The sequence below is a fragment of the Pseudomonas flavescens genome (genome assembly GCF_013408425.1).
GTDB lineage: Bacteria > Pseudomonadota > Gammaproteobacteria > Pseudomonadales > Pseudomonadaceae > Aquipseudomonas > Aquipseudomonas fulva_A.
Map to the genome: position 1 here is coordinate 2,352,007 of NZ_JACBYV010000001.1, position 22,519 is coordinate 2,374,525.

Annotated in this window: 18 protein-coding genes; 11 read left to right on the forward strand and 7 right to left on the reverse strand. The window is 61.6% G+C overall.

Going from position 1 to position 22,519, the window contains the following annotated elements; all coding sequences use genetic code 11:
• Positions 1–2 precede the first annotated feature (2 nt).
• The 3 genes from zapE to pcaH are packed head-to-tail and all read right to left on the reverse strand — an operon-like array spanning position 3 to position 2,461.
• A complete protein-coding gene (zapE, locus tag FHR27_RS10390) occupies positions 3–1,133 on the reverse strand; it encodes a cell division protein ZapE (RefSeq protein WP_179538525.1) in 1,131 nt (376 codons plus the stop codon).
• On the reverse strand, positions 1,123–1,731 hold the full coding sequence (gene pcaG, locus FHR27_RS10395; protein WP_042555705.1) for a protocatechuate 3,4-dioxygenase subunit alpha: 609 nt from the start codon (positions 1,729–1,731) through the stop codon (positions 1,123–1,125). The genes zapE and pcaG overlap by 11 nt, the downstream gene beginning before the upstream one ends.
• Positions 1,732–1,741: 10 nt before the next feature.
• The gene (gene pcaH / locus FHR27_RS10400; protein ID WP_179538526.1) at positions 1,742–2,461 is read right to left on the reverse strand and encodes a protocatechuate 3,4-dioxygenase subunit beta; all 720 of its coding nucleotides are present in this window, start codon (positions 2,459–2,461) and stop codon (positions 1,742–1,744) included.
• 290 nt (positions 2,462–2,751) lie between these two features.
• On the opposite strand from pcaH, the gene FHR27_RS10405 reads away from it, so the two are divergent.
• On the forward strand, positions 2,752–3,603 hold the full coding sequence (locus tag FHR27_RS10405; protein ID WP_179538527.1) for a DUF1838 family protein: 852 nt from the start codon (positions 2,752–2,754) through the stop codon (positions 3,601–3,603).
• A gap of 37 nt (positions 3,604–3,640) precedes the next feature.
• Here FHR27_RS10405 and pcaQ read toward each other — a convergent pair whose 3' ends face one another.
• Positions 3,641–4,570, reverse strand: coding sequence for a pca operon transcription factor PcaQ (gene pcaQ, locus FHR27_RS10410; RefSeq protein ID WP_042555836.1), 930 nt, complete (start codon positions 4,568–4,570; stop codon positions 3,641–3,643).
• Positions 4,571–5,339: 769 nt separating this feature from the next.
• Here pcaQ and glgA point away from each other — a divergent pair.
• The 10 genes from glgA to FHR27_RS10460 are packed head-to-tail and all read left to right on the forward strand — an operon-like array spanning position 5,340 to position 19,016.
• Positions 5,340–6,878 carry a glycogen synthase GlgA gene (gene glgA / locus FHR27_RS10415; protein ID WP_179538528.1) on the forward strand — a complete coding sequence of 513 codons (1,539 nt, stop codon included), beginning with the start codon at positions 5,340–5,342 and terminating at the stop codon, positions 6,876–6,878.
• Positions 6,878–8,620 carry a malto-oligosyltrehalose trehalohydrolase gene (gene treZ / locus FHR27_RS10420; RefSeq protein WP_179538529.1) on the forward strand — a complete coding sequence of 581 codons (1,743 nt, stop codon included), beginning with the start codon at positions 6,878–6,880 and terminating at the stop codon, positions 8,618–8,620. The genes glgA and treZ overlap by 1 nt, the downstream gene beginning before the upstream one ends.
• Positions 8,617–10,695, forward strand: a complete 2,079-nt coding sequence (gene malQ / locus FHR27_RS10425) for a 4-alpha-glucanotransferase (protein WP_179538530.1) — start codon at positions 8,617–8,619, stop codon at positions 10,693–10,695. Before treZ ends, malQ begins: the two co-directional genes overlap by 4 nt.
• Complete coding sequence (locus FHR27_RS10430; RefSeq protein WP_179538531.1) at positions 10,688–13,492, forward strand: malto-oligosyltrehalose synthase; 2,805 nt, start codon at positions 10,688–10,690, stop codon at positions 13,490–13,492. Before malQ ends, FHR27_RS10430 begins: the two co-directional genes overlap by 8 nt.
• Positions 13,489–13,815, forward strand: a complete 327-nt coding sequence (locus FHR27_RS10435; RefSeq protein ID WP_042555698.1) for a DUF2934 domain-containing protein — start codon at positions 13,489–13,491, stop codon at positions 13,813–13,815. The genes FHR27_RS10430 and FHR27_RS10435 overlap by 4 nt, the downstream gene beginning before the upstream one ends.
• Before the next feature lie 18 nt (positions 13,816–13,833).
• Positions 13,834–15,963, forward strand: a complete 2,130-nt coding sequence (gene glgX / locus FHR27_RS10440) for a glycogen debranching protein GlgX (protein ID WP_179538532.1) — start codon at positions 13,834–13,836, stop codon at positions 15,961–15,963.
• Positions 15,964–16,001: 38 nt separating this feature from the next.
• Positions 16,002–16,997 (forward strand): acyl-CoA dehydrogenase family protein, encoded by a 996-nt coding sequence (locus tag FHR27_RS10445; protein ID WP_179540080.1) that lies wholly within the window; start codon positions 16,002–16,004, stop codon positions 16,995–16,997.
• The gene (locus FHR27_RS10450) at positions 16,994–17,752 is read left to right on the forward strand and encodes a PIG-L deacetylase family protein (RefSeq protein ID WP_179538533.1); all 759 of its coding nucleotides are present in this window, start codon (positions 16,994–16,996) and stop codon (positions 17,750–17,752) included. Before FHR27_RS10445 ends, FHR27_RS10450 begins: the two co-directional genes overlap by 4 nt.
• Positions 17,749–18,375, forward strand: coding sequence for a class I SAM-dependent DNA methyltransferase (locus tag FHR27_RS10455; protein WP_042555695.1), 627 nt, complete (start codon positions 17,749–17,751; stop codon positions 18,373–18,375). Before FHR27_RS10450 ends, FHR27_RS10455 begins: the two co-directional genes overlap by 4 nt.
• Positions 18,372–19,016 carry a glycosyltransferase gene (locus FHR27_RS10460; protein WP_179538534.1) on the forward strand — a complete coding sequence of 215 codons (645 nt, stop codon included), beginning with the start codon at positions 18,372–18,374 and terminating at the stop codon, positions 19,014–19,016. Before FHR27_RS10455 ends, FHR27_RS10460 begins: the two co-directional genes overlap by 4 nt.
• A gap of 1,149 nt (positions 19,017–20,165) precedes the next feature.
• Here FHR27_RS10460 and FHR27_RS10465 read toward each other — a convergent pair.
• The 3 genes from FHR27_RS10465 to FHR27_RS10475 form a co-directional block, all read right to left on the reverse strand.
• Positions 20,166–20,711, reverse strand: a complete 546-nt coding sequence (locus FHR27_RS10465; protein ID WP_218878474.1) for a transposase — start codon at positions 20,709–20,711, stop codon at positions 20,166–20,168.
• A gap of 91 nt (positions 20,712–20,802) precedes the next feature.
• Positions 20,803–21,285 carry a hypothetical protein gene (locus FHR27_RS10470; RefSeq protein ID WP_257026878.1) on the reverse strand — a complete coding sequence of 161 codons (483 nt, stop codon included), beginning with the start codon at positions 21,283–21,285 and terminating at the stop codon, positions 20,803–20,805.
• A gap of 97 nt (positions 21,286–21,382) precedes the next feature.
• The gene (locus tag FHR27_RS10475) at positions 21,383–22,111 is read right to left on the reverse strand and encodes a PoNi-like cognate immunity protein (RefSeq protein ID WP_257026880.1); all 729 of its coding nucleotides are present in this window, start codon (positions 22,109–22,111) and stop codon (positions 21,383–21,385) included.
• Positions 22,112–22,519 lie beyond the last annotated feature (408 nt).

A 22,519-nucleotide genomic window follows, 5' to 3' on the forward strand; every position in this document is an offset into this window, starting at 1 on the left:
TTTCAGAATTCCTTGTCGCTGACTCCAGTGGCATGCCGGCTAGCGCTTTCGATCACGCTGAGCTCACGTGCCTGGAGCTGGCTAAGGCGGCTTCGGGTGCGCCCGAAGTCCTGGTGAGGCGAACCGCGACACAGTCGCTCGAGGCTGGACTCGCTGCATAGCAGCAGGTTCGCGCCCGCATCGTACGCGATATCGATCAGATTGATGAACCGCTGACAGGCGTCGGTAGGTTGCGAATCCAGGGCCGGCACACCCGTCAGCGCCAGGCGCGGGTAGCGTTGCAGCAGCCAGAGGAAGTCCGCGGTGGAATGGGCATTGCCGCACAGCTCTGCGAACTCCAGCCAGGCGCGACCGGGGGCCAGCGCCCTTACCTGCAACGGGTGATGATTGACCGTCAGCGATCGATCGCGCTGCGCCTGGTCGTCCAGCGCCAGCCAGGTTTCCAGGTAAGCCAGGCCACCTGCCGATTGTGGCCAGAGGTATTCGCCCCAGCGCTGCCCGCCACCGGGCAGCTCGCGGTAATCGATACCGGCGTCCAGCGTCAGTACGGTGAAACGCTTTTCGATCATCTCGATCGCCGGCGTGAAGCGTTGGCGGTACAGCTGATTGGGGCACAGCCCCGCAGGTGCGTAGTTGGAGGTCATCACCAGGCCAACGCCCTCCTCGACCAGCACATCGAGCAGGCGCCGCAACAGCATGGCATCGCCGATGTCGTGCACGTGGAATTCGTCGAAGCACAGCAGGCGGATGTCCTGTGCCAGCGCGCGGATCGCCAGCACCAGAGGATCGGGGTGACCGGCGAACGCCTTCATGCGCTCCTGCAGTTCCTGCAGGAACGCATGAAAATGCACGCGTCGTTTGGCCGCGAAGGGTGCGGCGGCGAAGAAGGCATCCATGACGAAGCTCTTGCCGCGGCCCACGCCGCCCCACAGGTAAACACCGGCAGCGGGTTTGCGCAGCCAGCCACGACGCCCGGCGAGCCAGCCTTGCAGCCACCGCGCCAGGGTATCGATTGCTCGCTGTTGCTCGGTATCGGCACGAAAGCCGCGGGCGTCGAGTGCCGCCGTGAACCCATGATGGATACGCTCGCCGATCCGCTCGACGGGCGTATCCGGCCCTCTGTCAGAAATCAAAAAACACCGTTTCGCCGTCCCCCTGAATGCGGATATCAAATCGGTAGGCCGGCTTGCCGTCAACCTCGCAGCGTTTGGCGACCAGGGTCTCGCGGCGCGATGGCTGCTCGATCAGGTTGAGCACCGGATCCTTGCCATTGGCCTCGGCTTCGTCGTCGAAATAGATGCGGGTATGCAAATGGATGTTGATGCCCCTGGCGAACAGCGAGACGTTCACGTGGGGTGCCATCGCAACCCCGGCGGCGTTGTTGACCACGCCGGGCTTGATGGTCTGCACCGTCCATTCGCTGCCGGCATCGAAGGTGGTCGCGGTACGACCGAAGCCGTTGAAGGGCTTGTCCAGATCGTACTCGGTGTCATAGCGACCCTGATGGTCGGCCTGCCAGAGTTCCAGAAAGGCATCGCGCACCAGGTGGCCGTTGCCATCGTAGACGTGGCCGATCAGGGTGATGTGCTCACCTGGCGCACCGGGTTGGGCCATCTGGTTCCAGATTTCCTGGTCGCGGGTCGGGTTGCCGGCGGCGGCCAGTGCCAGGCCGATATGAACGTAAGGGCCGGCTGTTTGCGAAGCGGTTTCGCGCAAGAGTTCGACAGGCATGACAGGCTCCTCAGCAGTTCTCGAAGTGGGTCTTGCGCTGGCCGCGCAGCACGATATCGAAGCGGTAGGCCAGGCAGTCCATGGGGTTGGCCATGCTCATGTCGAGCTTGGCGATCAGCGTCTGTACCGCGTCCGGGTTGGCGATGGCCTTGACGATCGGGCACAGCGGGATCAGCGGATCTCCTTCGAAATACAGCTGGGTGATCAGTTTGGTCGAAATCGACGGGCCACTGATGGAGAAGTGAATGTGCGCAGGCCGCCAGTCATTGGGACCATTGCGCCACGGGTACGGACCCGGCTTGACGGTGCGAAAGCTGTAATTGCCTTCGCTGTCGGTCAGGGCCCGGCCCACACCACCGAAGTTCGGGTCCAGCGGTGCCAGGTAGCGGTCGTTCTTGTGACGATAGCGCCCCCCGGCGTTGGCTTGCCACATCTCCACGAAGGTGTGCGGGATCGGCTTGCCGTACTGATCCATCACTCGCCCGCAGACCAGAATGCGCTCACCAACCGGCAGGCCACCGTTGTTGAAGTTGAGCAGCAGGTCGTTGTCGTGCCGGCCCATCTTCAGATGGGTGAAGTTCGGCCCGGTGGTTTCCGAAATGGACTGCGGAATGCTCACCAGCGCCTGACGCGGCGAACGTGGGATGGAGGTCTTGTAATCGGGAGTGAAGGCTTTGGGGTGCCAGTTACGATCACGAATGACGAAACGGCTATTATCCTCAACAGGCATGACAGGCTCCGGTTATTGAAATTATGGAGTCGCCCCGTTGACCGTGCTCAGGCTTGGCGGACGGTACGGGTTCTACAGACAATGATCACGCAGGCAACGCGTCGCGCCCAATGAATATAACCCGCCCATCAATAACCCATGGGTTATGAATTAAGATTGGATTAAATCCCGCCATCGCCCTCGACCAGGCCCGGTGCGGCCCTATCGGCGCAGCGGTGAAGCACCGGATAATGCAAGCCACACCACGGCTGCATCGGCAGATTAGCCACCCTGCCCGAGGATCGCTCCCCATGCTTACGCCACTTCAAACGCTGGAAAGCACTCGCCGGCTCGACTTGAACCAGCCTGCCGACGCGCTCATCGCCCTGCGCAAGATCCACGGTTCGACCCTTGACGGCATCCCGACCATCTATCACTGGTCAGGCCGTGTCTGGTCGCGAGTCGAGGGAGAAGCGGACCGCCTGCTATTCCGGGTCGAAGGCATGAACATCCGCCAGCTTGGCACCCTGCAAGACCCCAGGCGCGGAATCGGCTTCCGTCACGTCTCCCGAGAGCTGATGCTCTACCTCGACCCACTGACGGGCGAGCCACTGCATAGCTGGCACAATCCCTGGACGGGGGCCGATGTAGCCGTCATGCACGTGGCCAACGACCCGGTGAATCTGCCACCCTTCTTCGAGCGCGACGTGCAGGGGCGCCCTTTCATAGCCCCCCTGCGCATGCAGGCTGAGCGGGTGTTCCTGAGCGCCGAGATTCCTCTGTTCCATGACAATCCACTGGCCGGGAACCATCAGGATCTGGTGGGCAATCAGTACCACGCCATGGAAATCTTCAATTTCACGGCTGACCGCGAACAATTACTGCGCACCGATACCGATAGCGCCAACGCCAGTGTCGCCTGGGTCCGCATTGCGCCCTGGCTGCCCTTCATGCGCATGGGCAGCCGACCAGGCCTGATGGTGTTCAACGCTACGGGCCAGCAGGTGCCTGGCATCGCTGCATTGCCAGCGGTGCTGCAGACGGTCATTGCGGACGAGTATCCCCACTATGCAGCGCCACCACCTCTGGATGACCAACGCCCCAACGTCACCAGCTGGACAGCGGCCCGCGACCGGCTCGACAGGCGCCCGGAACCCGCTTAGCGCAACGTTGCCGACCCGCGGCAGACCTCGAGCAGGCTCAGGATCGGTGCCCGTGATACTCCGAAGCCAACTCGCGCAAGGTCTCGCAACACCACTGGGCAGCCAGTGACAGCGGCAGAGCCGCGTTGCTGCAGATACCGACCGAACCACCGGGCTCGCGAATGCCCAGAGACAGTTCCGCCAGTTCACCGCTTTGCAGGTCAAGGCGTACGGCGTCCAGCGGCGCCACCCAGACCGCGTCGCTGCATTGCACGTAACGCCGACTGAGGGCCGGCGAGAGGGTTTCCAGTCGTTGCCGGGGCTGCGGCACACCGCACTGCACGAACAGGCTGTCGGCATAGCGGCGAATAGTGGTGCCTGCCAGCGGCAGTACCAGTGGATAGTCACCCAGCTGCACCAGGCCCTCGTCGCCCAGTGCGAGCAGAGGGTGACCCGGGCGTACCACCAGGCTCATCGATTCGCTGTACAGGTGTTCGAAGGTCAAACCCTGGATCTCCGGGCTGTCGGTCATGCGACCGACCACCAGATCCAGCTCGCCAACCCGCAGCTGCGACAGCAGATAGGCACTTGGCCCGGTGGCGACACTGACCACCAGCGCGGCGTGACGCTCGTGCAGGCGGCGCACCACCTCCGGAATCAGCAGGCTCTCGACGGTCGACAGCACGCCAACGCGCACATGGCCGGCGTCATGCTCGCCGCCACGCAAGCTCGCCACCCCGTCGCGCAGCGCCTGTACGCAAGGCCCGGCGTAGCGCATGAACGCCAGACCGGCGGCCGTCAGGCTGACACCACCCTTGCCCCGCTCGAACAGCACGGCAGCGAGAATTTCCTCCAGTTCCTTGAGCGTCTTGGATACCGCCGGCTGGCTGATTGCCAGGGAGTCGGCAGCCTTGGCGAAACTGCGTTGGCGGGCGATTTCCAGAAAGCAGGTCAGGTGGCGGAATTTGATGCGGTTATCGAGGTTCATGGCCATGGGGTGCTGTTGAGGGCTGCGCCACAGTACCAGAATGCCCCGTTCGCGCGCCTCCCGAGCGGGCAGGCGTTCACGATTTTCAACAGCGTCACACGACAGGCGACTGCGCTAATCCGCCAGGAAAGCAAAAGAGCGCCTGCAAAGTGCAGAAGACGGCAGCGTGCCAGCCTTTGTGCGGCGGGCAGCATCCGATTGAAAAGTGCCCACTCTAATTTACGACAGGGAATATTGAACACTCAAAAAGCTATATATGACGTTAGCGGCGATAGTTATTCAAACGATCAAACTAAAGTGCCAGCACTTCATCAATTGCACGCCGGCCTTAGTTGTCCAAGTTTCTGTCCAACTCCTGCCTGAGCCATTAAGGGCCCACCAAAAATCCCGGCGATGAAGGTAAACATGACCGCCTGTCGCCCTGAGTGAGTCAAAAACCTGACAAGCGCCTCCCAGAGCGACTCTCGGACAGCTGAAAGCTCCAACCAGAAGCGCCTATCACAGTCGAAAATCAGTCACTTGCGGCGTAATCGCAGCGAAAACCTGCTGTTTTCCATTAGTTCCCCGCCGCGCGGCTCGACATTGAAAATAGTCGAAACTTCTTCTTTCCTACCTAGGTCATGAACTACGTGGGAATTAATAATCAGAAAGCAGCTTTTCCTCCGGCCCTGACACGGGATTCAATTGGAACGACATGCGGCATATTCCCGTTAGCGTGCAAGCGAAAGAAACAGTTACGGGTCAAGGACAGAATCGATCGGAGGTGGGTATGGGAAACGCTGTCGTGGCAACACGGTTTGATCAGGCTTTATCGATAGAAATGCCGCTCAAGCCGCAGAGCAAAATCACCAATTTGCATGCAGCAAAGAAGAAAGTCCTCTTTGTAAGTTCCGAGCTCGCCGACCTGATCAAGGTGGGTGGCCTGGGTGACGTGTCAGCTTCGCTGCCACGCGCCATGAGCACCAATCACGATGTTCGCGTACTGATCCCCGGCTACCGCCAGGTGCTGGAAAGCGGTCACGCCATTCGCGACGTGGGCAGCGTTCCCGGCCACGCCGCCCTGCCCCCGGCCCGCGTAGGCTGCATGACCCTGCCCGACGGGCTGATCGTTTATGTATTGATGTGCCCCGAGCTTTACGACCGTGACGGCACCCCCTACGCCGACGCCCAGGGCCGCGACTGGCAAGACAACCACATCCGTTTCGCCCGCCTGGGCCTGGCTGCCGCCGAGATCGCCTCCGGTACCGCCTGCCTGAGTTGGTGCCCCGAGGTGGTTCACGCCAACGACTGGCCTGCTGCGCTGACGCCTGCCTACATGACCTGGCGTGGCCAGAACACCCCCACCGTGTTCACCATTCACAACCTCGCCTATCAGGGCCTGTGCAGCCTCGAATGCAGCCCTGAACTGGGCCTGCCCTCCTCGGCGTGCGGCCATCAGGGCATGGAGTTCTACGGCAGACTGTCGTTCCTCAAGGCTGGCCTGGTGTACTCCGATCACGTGACCACCGTGAGCGAAAACTACGCCCGCGAGATCACCACCCAGGAATTCGGCTGCGGCCTGGAAGGCATGCTGCAGTTCAAGGTGCAGCTCAACCAGTTGAGCGGCATCCCCAACGGCATCGACGAAAGCTGGGATTCGCTGAACGACCCGCATCTGGTCCAGGGCTTCGAAGCCCACGACTGGGAAAGCAAACGGGTCAACACCCGCCACGTCGAGAAGATGTTCGGCCTCGAGCAGAGCGATGGTCCGCTGTTCGCCGTGGTGTCCCGGCTGGTGCAACAGAAAGGCATCGACCTGACCCTGGAAATCGCTGACACCATCGTTGCCGAAGGTGGCCGTATCGCCATCATCGGCCGAGGCGAAGAGCACCTGGAAGAAGCGGTGCGAGAACTCGCCCGCCGTTACCCGGGCCGGGTCGGCGCCAATGTCGGCTTCAACGAAGCGGACGCGCGCTGCATGTTCGCAGGCAGCGACTTCCTGCTCATGCCGTCGCGCTTCGAGCCCTGTGGCCTCAGCCAGATGTACGCCCAGCGCTTCGGCTCACTGCCGATCGCCCGTGCTACCGGCGGTCTGGCCGACACCATCGAAGATGGCGTGAGCGGCTTCCTGTTCAACGAAACCAGCACCGAGAGCTATCTGGAAGCAGTACGCCGGGCCATGGCCGTGCATCGCAATCCGCAGCTGCTCAACGCCATGCGCGCCCGTGCAATGGCATCACCGCTGTACTGGACGCAGTCGGTGGAGCCCTATGCGGCGCTGTACCGCAAGCTGCTGGCCGCGAAGATGTCGGGTGGGAAATTGGCGTGATGGTTGAGAAATCCCGACGACATGGCGCCTGGCTGGACGAACATGGTCACACCCATTTCGCCCTCTGGGCACCAGATGCCAAGCGTGTAGCAGTAGCACTGCAAGATAATCAGCGACATGCAATGACCGCCAGCCAGGACGGCTGGTTCACGGCAACGCTGCCGGTAGGTGCCGGCAGCGACTACCGCTACCTGATCGACGAAAACCTGCTGGTACCCGATCCCGCTTCACGCTGGCAAGCCGCGGACGTTCATGGCCCGAGCCGCGTGGACGCGCCTGGCCACTACCACTGGAGCACGGCCGCTTGGCAGGGTCGTCCCTGGCAGGAAACGGTGCTCTACGAACTGCATGTCGGCACCCTCGGCGGCTATAAAGGCGTGCAGGAAAAACTGCAGGCGCTCAGCGAGCTGGGCATCACCGCCATCGAACTGATGCCCCTGGGCGAATTTCCCGGTGGCCGCAATTGGGGCTACGACGGGGTTTTACCCTTCGCCCCGGATTCCTCCTACGGCACCCCCGACGAGCTGCGTGCGCTGATCGATCATGCTCACCAATTGGGTCTGATGGTGTTCGTCGATGTGGTCTACAACCACTTCGGCCCCGATGGCAATTACCTCGGCCAGTACGCCAGTGGCTTCTTCCGTGAGGACGTCCACACGCCCTGGGGCCCGGCCATCGATTTCCGCCGCCGCGAAGTGCGCGACTACTTCATCGACAATGCGCTGATGTGGGTGCAGGACTACCGCGTCGACGGCCTGCGTCTGGATGCCGTGCATGCCATCGGTGAGCGCGACTTCCTGCTCGAGCTGGCTGAGCGTGTACATGGCTCGATTGCCAGTGGCCGTCATCTGCACCTGGTGCTGGAAAACGAGAACAACGACGCCGAGCTGCTGCAACATGGTTTCGTCGCCCAGTGGAACGACGATGGCCACAACGTGCTGCATCATCTGCTCACCGGCGAGCACGAAGGCTATTACGCCGACTTCGCCGAGGACGCCACTCACAAGCTCGCCCGCTGCCTGCGCGAAGGCTTCATCTACCAGGGTGAAACCACCCGCCACGGCACGGCCCGTGGCAGCAGCAGCGGGCATCTGCCTCCCAGCGCCTTCGTGCTGTTCCTGCAGAACCACGACCAGGTCGGCAACCGCGCTCTTGGCGAGCGCCTGCTCAGCCTGGCCGACGGCGATGCACTGAGGAGCGCCACTGCCCTGCTGCTGCTCAGCCCGATGATTCCCCTGTTGTTCATGGGCGAGGAATGGGGCAGCGAACAGCCCTTCCAGTTCTTCACCTCGCACAACGACGAGCTGGGCGAAGCGGTACGCAAGGGCCGGCAGAACGAGTTTCGCGAATTCTCCAGGTTCTCCGGACAGGAAATTCCCGCTCCTAACGAAACCAGCACATTCCAGGCCTCCACCCCCGATCACCACACCCGCGAGACAGCCTCCGGCAAGGCCTGGCTGGGTTTTTACCGCGAGCTGCTTAGCCTGCGCCGTGAGCACATCGTGCCGCGCCTGCAGGGCAGCCAGGCCCTGGAAAGCCGGGTACTGGCAGACGCCGCAGTGGCTGCCAGCTGGCAGCTGGGTGATGGGCAGATCCTGCGCATCGACCTGAACCTGAGCGACGCGCAAGTCGCCGCAGATGCCCCTGCAGGTGCCACCACACTGTTCGCCCATCGCGCGGACAAGGATGCCGACCAGTTGCCGCCACGCAGCATCCGGGTTCTGCTGGAGGGCGCAGCATGAGCGATGCACGCCTTGCCGAACTGAGCCATGCCGCAGGCCTGAGCGTCGACTGGATCGACGCCGATGGTCGCCAGCAATCGGTTACCCCGGAAAACCAGCGACGCCTGCTCGAAGCACTGGGCTATGCCGTGCAGGACAGCGAGCAGATCGACGCCAGCCTCGCCGAACTGCAACAGCGTCAGGACAGCCTTGCACTTGGACCACTGGTGACTCTGGACCTCAAGGAAACCCTCGATCTGACCCGTTACTTCCCGCCAGGAACCCTGTACGAGATCGAGCTGGAACAGGGCGAACGCCTAGAAGGCCGCCTGGATGACAGCGGCCGCCTGCCGGTCATCGGCATCACCGGTTATCACCAGTTGCGCATCGCTGGCGGCGTGGTGACTCTGGCGGTCGCACCAGCGGCCTGCCCTAGCGTCGCCCAGTTGGCCGACCGCGAAAACGCCAAGATCTGGGGGCTGAGTGCCCAGTTGTACTCGCTGCGTCGCCCCAACGATGGTGGCCTGGGCGACACCCAGGCGCTCGAGTCCCTGGTCCGCAACGCAGCCAGGCGTGGCGCCGATGCCGTGGCGATCAGCCCGATGCATGCCATGTTCAGCGCCAATCTGCACACCTACAGCCCCTACTCGCCTTCCAGCCGTCTGTTCTTCAACGTGCTGCATGCCGCGCCGGGCAGCATTCTTGGCGAAGACGCGCTGCAGCAGGCGATTCGCAGCTGCGGTCTCGGTGAAGAACTGGCGCGCCTGGAAAGCCTCGAGCTGATCGACTGGCCGGGTGTGGCTGGCAGCCGTATGCGTATCCTGCGTCAGTTGCATGCCGACTTTCGCGCCAGCGCCCACCCGCTGCGCGACGACTTCGACGACTTTCGCCGCGAGGCTGGCGACGCCCTGCGCCAGCACTGTCGCTTCGAAGCGCTGCGCGGGTTCATGGATCTCAACGGGCTGCCGGTGGACTGGCGCGTTTGGCCAGAACAGTACCGTGACCCGGCCAACGAAGCCGTCGAGCAGTTCTGCGAGGGCCATCAGGAAGAAATCGAATTCCACGCCTTCGCCCAATGGCTGATCGCCCGCTGCCTCGACCGTGCCCAGTATAGCGCCCGTGAAGCCGGCATGGCGGTCGGCCTGATCGCCGACCTGGCGGTGGGCGCCGACGCGGCCGGCAGCCAGGCCTGGGCTCGCCAGGCCGAACTGCTGCAGGCAGTGAGCGTCGGCGCCCCACCGGACATCCTCAACCGCTCCGGGCAGAACTGGGGGGTTTCCGCGTTCTCGCCCAGCGGTCTGCAACGCAACGGCTTCCGCGCCTATATCGAGATGCTGCGCGCCAACCTGGCCCACGCCGGTGGCATGCGCATCGACCATGTGATGAGCATGCGCCGTCTGTGGGTGATTCCCGAAGGTGCGGACTCCGGCGCAGGCGCCTACCTCAATTACCCGTCCCGGGATCTGCTGCGCCTGCTGTGCCTCGAGGCCGAGCGCCACGGGGCGCTGATCATCGGCGAAGACCTCGGCACCGTGCCCGATGGTCTGCGCGAAGAATTGGCACAGCGCAACATCCTCGGCATGCGCGTGCTGCTGTTCGAGCAAAGCAATGGCCGCTTCAACGCGCCGGCGCATTGGCCACGCGATGCCCTGGCCACCACCACGACCCACGATTTGCCGAGTATCCGCGGCTGGCTTGCCTCCCGCGACATCCATTGGCGCCAGGCCGCGGGTCACCGCAGCGACGACTACACCAGACAGGATCACGACTTGCGCGCTCACGAAACCCAGGCACTGCACCAGGCCTTGCACGAGCACGGACACGCTACTGCGGAACACATGGACGACACCCAGCAACTGGATGCCAGCATCGCCTTCATCGGCAGCACACCGGCACCGCTGGTACTGCTGCCACTGGAAGATGCCATGGCCGCCACCGAGCAGCCCAACCTGCCGGGCCCCGGCGAAGAACACCCGAACTGGCGGCGGCGCTGGTCGGAAGATGCCGATGGCATGCTCGACGAGCCAGCAGTCAGCCACCGCCTGCAACGCCTGCAGTGGGCACGCAATTTGGTCGAGGGCACACGCCATGACTGATTTGCGCGCCAGCGTTCGCCTGCAGTTCCACAAGGGCTTCACCCTCGAAGACGCAGTGCCCCTGGTCGATTACTTCGCTCGCCTGGGCATCAGCCACATCTATGCCTCGCCGCTGCTGACCGCGCGGCCGGGTTCCATGCACGGCTATGACGTGGTCGACCCGACCCGCATCAACCCTGAGCTGGGCGGCGAAGCGGCCCTGCAGCGCCTGGTCGCGGCATTGCGCGCCAGGGGCATGGGCCTGATCCTCGACATCGTGTCCAATCACATGGCCGTGGGCGGCGACGCCAACCCCTGGTGGCTGGACGTTCTGGAATGGGGCATCAGCAGCCCCCACGCCAAGTTCTTCGACATTCACTGGCAGTCCCACGACCCGCTGCTGCGCGGTCAGTTGCTGGTGCCCTTCCTGCGCAGCGACTATGGCGAGGTCCTGGCAGCCGGCGAGATCGAGCTGCATTTCGATGCCGAACGGGGCCTGCTCTACGCCAAGCACTACGATCACCGCTTTCCGCTCAACCCGTCGACCTATGGCGACGTGCTGCAACACAGCGGGCATCCCGAACTGCAGGCCTTGGGCAAGCGCTTCGCGGCACTGGACGACAGCCAGGACGGCCAACGCCAGGCGCGCACCCTGTTCCGTGAGCTGGTCGCACTGGCCAGCAAGGCCGGAGGCGCAATCGATCGCGCCATCGCCAGCCTGCGCCCAAGCGAAGAAAAGGGTTTCGAGCCCCTGCATCAACTGCTCGAGCGCCAGCACTATCGCCTGGCCAGTTGGCGCACCGCGGCGGACGACATCAACTGGCGGCGCTTCTTCGACATCAACGAACTGGGCGGCCTCAAGGTCGAACGCCACGAGGTCTTCGAAGCGACCCACGCGAAGATTTTCGAGATGATCGAGAAAGGTCTGGTCGACGGTCTGCGTATCGACCATGTCGATGGCCTGGCCAACCCACGTGCTTACTGCCGCAAGCTGCGCCGTCGCGTCGAGAGACTGCTGCCGCAGCGCCCCGCCGAGCTGCGCGGCAGCCGCTTCCCGATCTACGTCGAGAAGATTCTCGGCGAGGGTGAGCAGCTGCCTCTCGACTGGGGTGTCGATGGCACCACCGGCTACGAGTTCATGAACCAGGTGTCCCTGCTGCAGCACGACCCTCAGGGCGAGGCCGTGCTGGCCCAACTGTGGAGCGAAACCAGCGGCCGTGGCGCCGACTTCATGGAGGAAGTGCGTCAGGCCCGCCAACTGGTGCTGACCACCTCTCTGGCCGGCGATCTGGAGGCGCTGGCACAAGGCCTACTGCTGATCGCTCGGGACGATATCGCTACCCGCGACCTGACCCTGGGTGCCATTCGCCGGGCCCTGCTGGAACTGATCGTGCATTTCCCCGTGTACCGCACTTACGTGTCCGCCGCTGGACGCAGCGCCAGCGACCAGGCGGTGTTCGACCAGGCCCTGGAAGGCGCGCGCAGCACCCTGGCCGAAGCCGACTGGCCGCTGCTCGAGCACCTGGACAACTGGCTGGGCGGCCAGGTGCTTTCCGAGCTGCCACCGAGCCCGCAGCGCAAGCTGTGGACGAAAATGATCGAGCGCTTTCAGCAGCTCACTTCCCCGGCCGCCGCCAAGGCGGTGGAAGATACCGCCTGCTACCGCAGCGCGGTGTTGTTGTCGCGCAATGACGTGGGCTTCGACCCGCAGCAGTTCAGTGCTCCCGTCGAGGCTTTCCATCAGGGCTGCCAGGAACGTGCTCAGCACTTTCCGGCCAACCTGCTGACCACCGCGACCCATGACCACAAGCGTGGCGAAGACACCCGTGCCCGGCTGGCGGTGCTCAGCGAGCGCGCGGAATGGTTCGCCGAACGTTGCCAACGCTGGCGCGAGCTGGCAGCACCGCTGCGCAACGAGCTCGATGACGGCACTGCACCGTCGCCAGGTGATGAGCTGATGCTGCTGCAGATCCTCCTGGCCTGCTGGCCGCTGGATCTCCAGGCGGATGACTCCCAGGGCCTGCAGACTCTCGCCGAGCGGGTCACCGCCTGGCAGGAAAAGGCCGTTCGCGAGGCCAAGCTGCGCAGTACCTGGAGCAACCCGAACGGCGACTACGAAAGTGCTTGCCGGGACTATCTGGAGAAGTTGCTGGGCAGCGGGCAAGGCAGCCAGCTGCGCGAAGAGATCCGCGCCGCTGCCGTGGAGATCGCCCCTGCTGGTGCACTCAACAGTCTGGCCCAGAGCCTGCTGCGCATGAGCGTGCCGGGCGTACCCGATCTGTATCAGGGCTGCGAGTTCTGGGACTTCTCTCTGGTCGATCCGGACAACCGCCGCCCAGTGGATTTTGCCGCGCGCCAGCAGGCGCTGGACAGCAATGCATCGCTTGCCGAGGCGCTGCCGCACTGGCACGACGGCCAGATCAAGCAGGCGCTGATCGCCGCAACCCTGGCCGCCCGCAAGCAACATCAGCGGTTGTTCGCCAAAGGCGACTATCAGCCGCTCACCGTAACGGGTCGTCATGCCAGCAAGGTGCTCGCCTTCCTGCGCAGCCATGGCGACACCCACGCATTGGTGATCGTGCCACGCCTGGCCGCATCGCTACTGGGCGACAGCCAGACCCCGCTGATTGCCCATGACCAATGGGGCGACACCCGCATCGCCCTGCCTCCGGCTCTGTCCGACAAGGCTTTGCACAGTGCCTTCTCCTCTGCCGACCTGTTACCGAGCGACGGCCATATCGCGGTACGCGACGTACTGCGCGATGTTCCCGTCAATCTGCTGATCGCCCCGACCCATTCTCAGGAGTCACACCCATGAGCGCAAAAGAAGACCGCATCCGTGAATTCGCCTACCAGATCTGGGAATCCGAAGGGAAACCCAGCGGCCAGGCCAAACGCCATTGGGAAATGGCCACCAAGCTCGCCGAAGCCGAGCAGACGCCTGCCAAGGCCACCGCCAAGCGCGTGAGCAAGCCGAAGGCCGCCACCACCGAGCCGAAGCCTGCCGCGCCGATCAAGCCGCGCGCCAGCAAGACCGCGCCGGCCGCAGCCGAAAAGCCGGCCGAACTGAAACCGGCCAAGGCGCCGGCCAAGGCCAAACCGACCGCAGCGAAACCCGCCCCCAAGAAACCCAAGGCCTGACACCAGGAGCCACCCAGAATGAGTCAACCACGCTCGCGTATTACCGAAGGTCACCCCTTTCCGTTGGGGTCGACCTGGGATGGTTTGGGCGTCAACTTCGCGCTCTTCTCGGCTCACGCCACCAAGGTCGAGCTGTGCATCTTCGATCCGGACGGTCTCGAGGAGATCGAACGCATCGAGTTGCCGGAGTACAGTGACGAGATCTGGCACGGCTACCTGCCCGATGCACATCCGGGGCTGATTTACGGTTACCGGGTTTACGGCCCTTACGAGCCGGAAGCCGGACACCGTTTCAACCCCAACAAGCTGTTGATCGACCCCTACGCCAAGCAACTGGTTGGCGAACTGAAGTGGTCGGAAGCGCTGTTCGGCTACGAGATCGGTCATCCCGATGGCGACCTCAGCTTCGACGAGCGTGACAGTGCGCCCTTCGTGCCCAAGTGCAAGGTCGTCGACCCTGCCTATACCTGGGGCAAACACCGCAACCATCGCGTCGACTGGGACAAGACGGTGCTCTACGAAGCCCATCTGCGCGGCCTGACCATGCGTCACCCGTCGGTGGCCGAAGACAAGCGCGGTACCTTCGCCGGGCTGATGAACGCCGACGTGATCAAGCACATCCGCAAACTGGGTGTTTCCTCGGTGGAATTGCTGCCCGTGCATGCCTTCGTCAATGACCAGCACCTGCTGGAAAAGGGCATGAACAACTATTGGGGCTACAACAGCATCGGCTTCTTCGCGCCTCATCCGCGCTACCTGGCCAGTGGGCACATCAACGAGTTCAAGGAGATGGCTGCGCACCTGCACGACGCCGGCCTCGAGCTGATTCTCGACGTGGTCTACAACCACACCGCCGAAGGCAACGAGCTGGGCCCTACCCTGTCCATGCGCGGTATCGACAACGCCAGCTACTACCGGCTGATGCCCGACGACAAGCGCTACTACATCAACGATTCCGGCACCGGCAACACCCTGGACCTGAGCCACCCCTGCGTGCTGCAGATGGTCACCGACTCGCTGCGCTACTGGGCCAAGGAAATGGGCGTGGACGGTTTCCGTTTCGACCTGGCGACCATTCTCGCCCGTGCCCACGACGGTTACGACGAGCGCCACAGCTTCCTGGTCGCCTGCCGCCAGGACCCGGTGCTGAGCAAGGTCAAGCTGATCGCCGAGCCGTGGGACTGCGGCCCGGGCGGTTACCAGGTCGGCGGTTTCCCACCGGGCTGGGCGGAGTGGAACGACAAGTTCCGCGACAACGTACGGGGCTTCTGGAAAGGTGACGAAGGTCAGCTGGCCGAGCTCGCCAGCCGCCTGACCGCTTCGGGCGACCTGTACAACCAGCGCGGTCGGCGCCCGTTCACGTCGGTGAACTTCATCACCGCCCACGACGGTTTCACCCTCAATGACCTCGTGTCGTACAACGACAAGCACAACGAGGACAACGACGAGAACAACCAGGACGGCAGCAACAACAACCTGTCCTGGAACCACGGCGTCGAGGGGCCAACCGACGACGAAGCCACCAACGACCTGCGGTTCCGGCAGATGCGCAACTTCATGGCGACCCTGCTGCTCGCCCAGGGCACACCGATGCTGGTGGCCGGTGACGAGTTCGCGCGCACCCAGCACGGCAACAACAATGCCTACTGCCAGGACAGCGAGATCGGCTGGATCGACTGGAACCTCGGTGAACAGGGCAAGCAACTGCAAGCCTTCGTAAGCCGCCTGATCAAGCTGCGCATGAGCTACCCGATCCTGCGTCGCGGCCGTTTCTTCGTCGGTGCCTACAACGAAGAGCTGGGAGTCAAGGACGTCACCTGGCTGGCGCCCCACGGCGAAGAGATGAGCGAAGAGAACTGGCACGATCCGCACGCCCGCTGCCTGGGCATGCTGCTCGATGGCCGCGCGCAGCCGACCGGCATTCGCCGCAGCGGCGCCGACGCAACCCTGCTGCTGGTGGTCAACGCGCATCACGACGTGGTCAACTTCCGCCTGCCGGAAGTCGCTCAGGGCAGCCACTGGACCTGCATGCTCGATACCAACCGCACCGATGAACCGGAAGACGAAAGCTTCCAGTTCGGCGACGAGTTCACCGTGACCCATCGCTCTCTGGTGCTCTTCGAGCTGCACAAGGAAAAACAGGCATGACGCCCGGCGGCGGCTCTCCCGTGGATCGCCTCGGCGTTATGCTGGACGAGCTGCCGCTCGCTGCACCGATCCAATCCGAGGCCCTCGCCCATGCGTTGCAAACGCTCTGTGGCGCCGGCCTCGACCAATTACCGCAACCCGGCGGTGGCCATACCCTGCAACGTTGGAAGGCGTTGGCCACGGTCGCGGCACACGATCTGAGCCTGTGCAAACTCTACGAAGGGCACACGGACGCCCTGGCGATCATGCAGCACTTCGCGGCACCGTCGCCGCCCAGCGACAGCACCTGGGGCATGTGGGCCGCCGAGCCGCCCCAGGCACGCGTCGAGCTGCATGCCGAGCAGAGCGATGGCAGTGTCCATCTGCATGGGCGCAAGGCCTGGTGCTCGGGCGCCAAGGTGCTCAGCCATGGGCTACTGACCGCCTGGAATGCCAGCGGCGAGCAGCAACTGGTGGCTGTCGCGCTGGCCCAGTCAGGCGTCAGCGTCAGCAACGGCGGCTGGCAGGCAATCGGCATGCAGGCCACGCAAAGCGTGGAGGTGTCGTTCGAGGGTGCTCGCGGCTACCGCGTGGGGCCGCCCGGTGGCTATCTGCAGCGTCCGGGTTTCTGGCAGGGTGGCGCCGGTATCGCCGCCTGCTGGTACGGCTCGGCGCAATTGATCGGCGAGGCGTTGCGCAAACACTGTGCACGCCACGATGAACCCCACGCCCTCGCCCACCTCGGCGAGGTGGACAACGCCCTGCTCGCGGCGGCCAGCGCATTGCGCGACTGCGCCCGCTGGATAGATGCCAACCCGCAGGCGAACGCCGAATTGCCGGTGCGCCAGGTGCGTGCCCGCTGCGAAAGCGCTGCCGACAGCGTGATTCGTCATGTCGGCCGCGCACTGGGCGCTGCTCCCTATTGCCGTGACGGCGTACTCGCCAGACACCTGGCCGATCTGCCGGTGTACCTGCGACAAAGCCATGCAGAACGCGACCTGGCCGACCTCGGCCGTCTCGCAGCGCAACAACGACCAGGGAGCTGGACGCTATGAAAGCCAATCCGATTCAGGGACAAGGCACCTCGCCACAAGCCTGGAGAGCGTCGCGGCACCTTGCTCAGGTACCTGACATGGACTGCACGCAACTGGTGCCGGCAGGTTCCCGGGCGGTGATCGTCTCGCCCCATCCGGACGATGAAATACTCGGCTGCGGTGGTCTGCTGCAGTTGCTCGCTCGTGAACAGCGCCAGGTGCTGTTGATCTCGGTCACCGACGGCGGTGCCAGCCACCCGGACTCCGGGTATTGGACACCGCAGCGGCTCAGCGTCGTGCGCCCGCTGGAAAGCGCCGACGCCCTGAAGCGCCTTGGCCTGCCCCTGAATCAGATGCAATGGGTACACGGCGGGTTTCCCGATACCGGAGTGGCCGCGCGCGAACACGAACTGCAGCTATTCCTGAGCACCTATCTGCAGCCCAGCGACGTGGTGTTCACCACCTGGAGCGAGGACGGTCACAGCGATCATGAAGCCGTAGGCCGCGCATCCCTGGCGGCGGCAAGGAGCTGCGGCGCAAAGGTGCACGAAATTCCGGTCTGGGCCTGGCACTGGGCGAACCCCGAGGATCCTCGCCTGCCCTGGGAGCGGGCCCGCAAGCTGCAGCTGGACAAATGGGCACAAGCCCGCAAGCGCCACGCCATACAGGCCTTCGCCAGCCAGCTTTACAGCGACCCGGATACGGGCCACGAGCCGGTGCTTTCGGCCACGACCGTGGAGCGCCTGCAGCAACCGTTCGAGGTGGTTTTTTTATGAGTGTCGCCGACAACTATTTCGACAGGCTCTTCAAAGGCAGCGAAGACCCCTGGTCCTTTCGCGAGCGCTGGTACGAGCAACGCAAGCGCAACCTGACCCTCGCCGCCCTGCCGCGCAACCATTACGGCAGCATCTTCGAGCCAGGTTGTGCCAATGGCGAGCTCAGTGCACGCCTTGCCGAGCGCTGCACCCAACTGCTGTGCAGCGATACCTCGGCCATCGCGCTGGAACTGGCCCGCAATCGTCTCGCCCATCGCAGCAACGTGCGCCTGCTGCAGACCCGCCTGCCGGAGCAGTGGCCGGAGGGCAGCTTCGACCTCATCGTACTCAGCGAGCTGTGCTACTACCTCGACAGCGAAGACCTCGATCGCCTCATCGAGCGGGCACGGACCTCGCTCAATCAGGGCGGCAACCTGCTCGCTTGCCACTGGCGCTGGCCGATCGACGAATGCCCGCTGACCGGTGACCAGGTCCACCAACGCATTCATCAGGCACTAGGCCTGCCGCGCCTGCTGCGCCATGAAGATGCCGATATGCTGCTCGAGGTATGGGGCACCGAGCCAACGTCGGTTGCGCAACGTGAGGGGCTGGCCCCCTCCACGGGTGACGAGTTGCCAGCATGATCGGCGTCGTCATTCCTGCGCACAACGAAGAAAGGTCACTCGACCAGTGCCTCGACGCCGTGCTCACCGCCGCAGCTCATCCCGAGCTGAAGGTGGCCGTTCGCGTTCTGGTCGTGCTCGACAGCTGTACCGATGGCTCCGCCAGCGTCATCGCCAACTACCCGGTCGACACCCTCACCATCGAGGCGCAGAACGTGGGCCTGGCGCGGGCTGCTGGTATCGAGTGGCTGTTGTCCCATGGCGCCACCTGGATAGCCTGCTCGGACGCCGACAGCCGCGTCGCCCCGGACTGGCTGGTACGCCAGTTGAGCCTGAAGGCCGACATGGTTTGCGGCACCGTGCAGGTCGCCGAATGGGGTGACCTCGGCCACGAGGTGCAGGCGCGCTACGCAAGCGCCTACCAGGCCCGCGACGGACACCGGCATATCCATGGCGCCAACCTGTCCTTCAGCGCCGCCTGCTACCGTCGCGCTGGCGGTTTCAAGGCCATCCCGGTCGATGAAGACGTACAACTGGTAGCAGCCTTCGAGCGCATCGGCGCACGCATCGCCTGGAGCTGCCTGCCACAGGTCTACACCAGCGCACGACTGGACTGCCGTGCACGCGGTGGTTTTGGCGATTACCTCAAGTCATTGATATGAGGTCGTGAAAAGAGGCAAGTTAGCTTTGAGTTGTCACGCAGGGCCGGCTAATGGATGTCCGCTTCCCGCTTTCAAAATCTTGGCGTACGTTTGAGATGATTCGGCTTACCTATTCTGACTCTCCACCCCCAAGGCTTCCTTCGTTCCAGCAAATAACTCAGTGCGTAGTTTCCATCTTCCGTTAACACTTCCACCACTGACTAAAATACGTAACAATCTTTTAAACTATCCGTCTCGTAACGCCATGACTTTATAACATCGTTGCCAGAGACCAAAATAGAATACTTACAAGACCTTATCCAAGTAACGTAGTAGCGCTTGTCGCCTCCTTCGTCTACAACCCTATCAAAAACCTCGTTTTTATTCACCGGCGACCAATACGAACTACCACAACCGTTAGTACAATCTCTGTACACATGCGAATAAAATGGCGTTCCAACAAACGAATCAAGCCCCCTCTCCCAGACTGAATACGAAGGAGCGCAGCCCACCAAAAACCCAGCAACAACAAGAGATTTATTCCGCATTGCAATTCCTATTGACTTCCATTAACAAGCGACACCTGTCGTACATCGCTCCGTAATTCATCGTAGCGCCGGCGGCATACTTCCGAGATTCTCAAAAACGGTCACACTGCCGTCTTTACACGCCTCAAGATTAATCAATTGAAAAATAAATCTCCCCCCTTTTCCATCCAAAGAGTACTTATTTAGCCTTTCATTTTATGACAAATTTTCCTCATCAGCACAAAAAGAAAACTGAGTAATTGCTCTCCCTCCGAGTTGGATGAAGTGAACTCGCTGAGAATAAAAATACGAATTTTTTATATATAATAAAAGCGTCGCACCTAGCGCTTCGATTGACAGAGGCTTGGCCCCCTCTAAACCGTCAACTAGTTGATCTTGCGAACTCTCGAGTTGACTCAAATGCCTCGACCAACAAACCTCTCTTCTTCCTCAAAACATGAATCGATGGGGTCAGAGTCATTGATTTAGCTGCTAGCCTCGTGATATTTCGCAGATTTCCTATCGCCGCCTCGCCCAATAGGAGCTGTTCGTCTATCTGTCTTGACCTCGACTTGTGCCTTGAACCGACCATCACCGAGCACCCAACCCTTGTTCGTCGCTCACGAACCTCCGACAACTTTCGTTAAGGCAATCGCCCCCCCGGAACAGTAAACGGTAGGCGCTCCTCCTCTGTTTTACCGAGGCGAAGATACAGTGAGTGTGGCGTGAGCAACTGGATAGGCTTGCCCAAAGCATTGGCCTGATAATTTGACCACCGGTATTCCGATGCATGAGCAACCATGCCTGCTCGTACCGGATTCAGTTCTAGATAGCGGTAAACCGTTAGCAGGTAGCAATCATTATCGACAAGCGTTGATTTATATCGTCCTTCCCACAAGGCGCCGGTACGACCATAAATGAAATTTAAGTGTTGAACGTTTCGATGCCCTTGGGCCTGCATCAACCGGCTAATACCCTGCTCATCGCTGGGCGTGGCTAGCAGGCGCACATGATCTGTCATCAGCACAAAAGCATGAATGGCAACCTGGTATTTTTCGGCCGCGTCGTTCAGAAAATATAGGTAAGCCTTGTAATCCGCTTCATCGTAAAAGCAGGACTCACCATCATTGCCTCGTTGAATCACGTGCTGGACGCATCCCGAAAAATAAAGACGAGGTATACCGGCCACGGCGTACCCCTCTCCTCAGGATCGGAAAACGATAACGGTCATGACACGCCAAAATCGATGACTCTGACCCCATCGATTTTGTGTCCCTTTTCTACGCTGATATAACGCATATAGCCGTAATAAGCTGATTTGGCTCGTCATCCAGAGACCCCCCCCAGCCCGATACCTCAAGAACACCATAGTCACAGCTGGTATAAAACCACTCTTCTGCGTCATCAAACTCCAAACTCGAGAGCGACAAAACCTCTGAAAGCGGACTCCCAAGGCCTATATTCCCAGACAACCTACCCTTGTAAACGAGCCCATGAGCGGGCTCGCCAGGAAAGCTGAAGTCATAAGCCTTAATTGCATATACCTTTCCACTTTCAACGAGTATCGATAACGCAGGAGTTCCCCACCTCAATTCACCAACGACTTCAGATTCAAAAATTGAAAATGAATAACCACCATTCCCATGCTCATCAAGACCAAAATTACTCAAATGAAGATCTGGCGCCCCTTCAAATCGATAACGCAACCTTCTGCCCTCAACCAAATATCTCGAAAGCTCAGTCTCAAGATCAGCAGCATCCATGTGCAATGGTATTCCCGCAAGTGAAAAGCCTGGGACAATCGGAGCATCCCAAGCTACACACATATCTTCTTGCCCAATCATTCTGGTACCCACATATTTATGGCAGGATTAAACTTAACCTTTTGACCTTGCGGGTTATAAGTAGCGGAACATCGCCTTGTCGCTGGTCAGCCCGGCCAGGTAACGCTGACCGGTACGGGCAACGATTCGGCTCCGACCGCCCAGGATGGGTGCTCGGCCCATCCGGGCGCAGCAGATCCCCGGGGTAGTGCTCGTGCCCCAGGCAGAGACTATCGTCGAGTTCGAACGCCTTGACGGCAGCGACCGCCTCGATGCACCAGCGGCCAAAATAGCTGCCTTTCTCCAGCGGATACTTCTCCGGATCGCCGTATATGTACCACCACAGTTCATCCTTGCCCTTGCGTTTCAACTCGGCGTACCAATGCTCCAAAAAGTCGCGCAGCAATACGGCATGCTGCTCTTTCGGTGCATTCACGGCCTTGAGCAGACGGGCATATGGCTTGTTGTGCAGCAACATCGTACCAATCTTGCGACCAGGCTGGCGGCTGTCAATTACCCGATCCAACAGTTCGTCCTCTCCCTCGCCACCGATCAAGACCAACAGCCGCTGCCATTGCTCGTCCGGGATTTCCAGGGCAAGCGCCAGACCCACCAACCAGAAACACCAGTTGTAGTGGTTGAGGTCGCTCAGTTTGAAAACCCATGAATGCAGATCAGTGTGGCTACGTGGATCATCACTTGCTAAAGGCGCCGTTAAGAGATGCCGATGATCCCAGCCCTGTCCGGGTTTCAACTGTGCATTCAACTCATCTGCTAGTTTGTTCGATAGTTCCCAGGCATTGAGCAGGCCAGAAAACTCTGACTTAACCCACGGATTGCGTCACCTCGGGAATAGCGTCGGAGGATGAAACGAAGAAAAGCGCCCCGTAACCAAATCCCAAATAAATTGTGGTCGACACCCAGGATTATTTGATGGCTTTTTAATTTGCTCTAGATCCTTGAAAACATTCTCGACACTATAATTTGCGCACCTATCCCAATATTCTTGTTTTGCCCAAGGCGCCCGAATCATGGTTGAGCTCCTGATAGATTATTCCTAGAAGTTAATATCACCGGTATTAGGAGACAGACCACGACTCACTCAAAGATCGAGAAATAATCGTGGACTGCCCCCTATTACTTATTACTTGCCCCCCCTATTACTATCAGCCTC

Coding starts and splice junctions, on each gene's coding strand:
- FHR27_RS10460 (WP_179538534.1), top strand. CDS start 18,372: ATGATCGGCGTCGTCATTCCTGCGCACAACGAAGAAAGGTCACTCGAC.
- glgA (WP_179538528.1), top strand. CDS start 5,340: ATGGGAAACGCTGTCGTGGCAACACGGTTTGATCAGGCTTTATCGATA.
- FHR27_RS10430 (WP_179538531.1), top strand. CDS start 10,688: ATGACTGATTTGCGCGCCAGCGTTCGCCTGCAGTTCCACAAGGGCTTC.
- pcaH (WP_179538526.1), bottom strand. CDS start 2,461: ATGCCTGTTGAGGATAATAGCCGTTTCGTCATTCGTGATCGTAACTGG.
- treZ (WP_179538529.1), top strand. CDS start 6,878: ATGGTTGAGAAATCCCGACGACATGGCGCCTGGCTGGACGAACATGGT.
- FHR27_RS10445 (WP_179540080.1), top strand. CDS start 16,002: ATGCTGGACGAGCTGCCGCTCGCTGCACCGATCCAATCCGAGGCCCTC.
- pcaQ (WP_042555836.1), bottom strand. CDS start 4,570: ATGAACCTCGATAACCGCATCAAATTCCGCCACCTGACCTGCTTTCTG.
- FHR27_RS10405 (WP_179538527.1), top strand. CDS start 2,752: ATGCTTACGCCACTTCAAACGCTGGAAAGCACTCGCCGGCTCGACTTG.
- FHR27_RS10455 (WP_042555695.1), top strand. CDS start 17,749: ATGAGTGTCGCCGACAACTATTTCGACAGGCTCTTCAAAGGCAGCGAA.
- malQ (WP_179538530.1), top strand. CDS start 8,617: ATGAGCGATGCACGCCTTGCCGAACTGAGCCATGCCGCAGGCCTGAGC.
- pcaG (WP_042555705.1), bottom strand. CDS start 1,731: ATGCCTGTCGAACTCTTGCGCGAAACCGCTTCGCAAACAGCCGGCCCT.
- FHR27_RS10470 (WP_257026878.1), bottom strand. CDS start 21,285: ATGGATGCTGCTGATCTTGAGACTGAGCTTTCGAGATATTTGGTTGAG.
- FHR27_RS10435 (WP_042555698.1), top strand. CDS start 13,489: ATGAGCGCAAAAGAAGACCGCATCCGTGAATTCGCCTACCAGATCTGG.
- glgX (WP_179538532.1), top strand. CDS start 13,834: ATGAGTCAACCACGCTCGCGTATTACCGAAGGTCACCCCTTTCCGTTG.
- FHR27_RS10450 (WP_179538533.1), top strand. CDS start 16,994: ATGAAAGCCAATCCGATTCAGGGACAAGGCACCTCGCCACAAGCCTGG.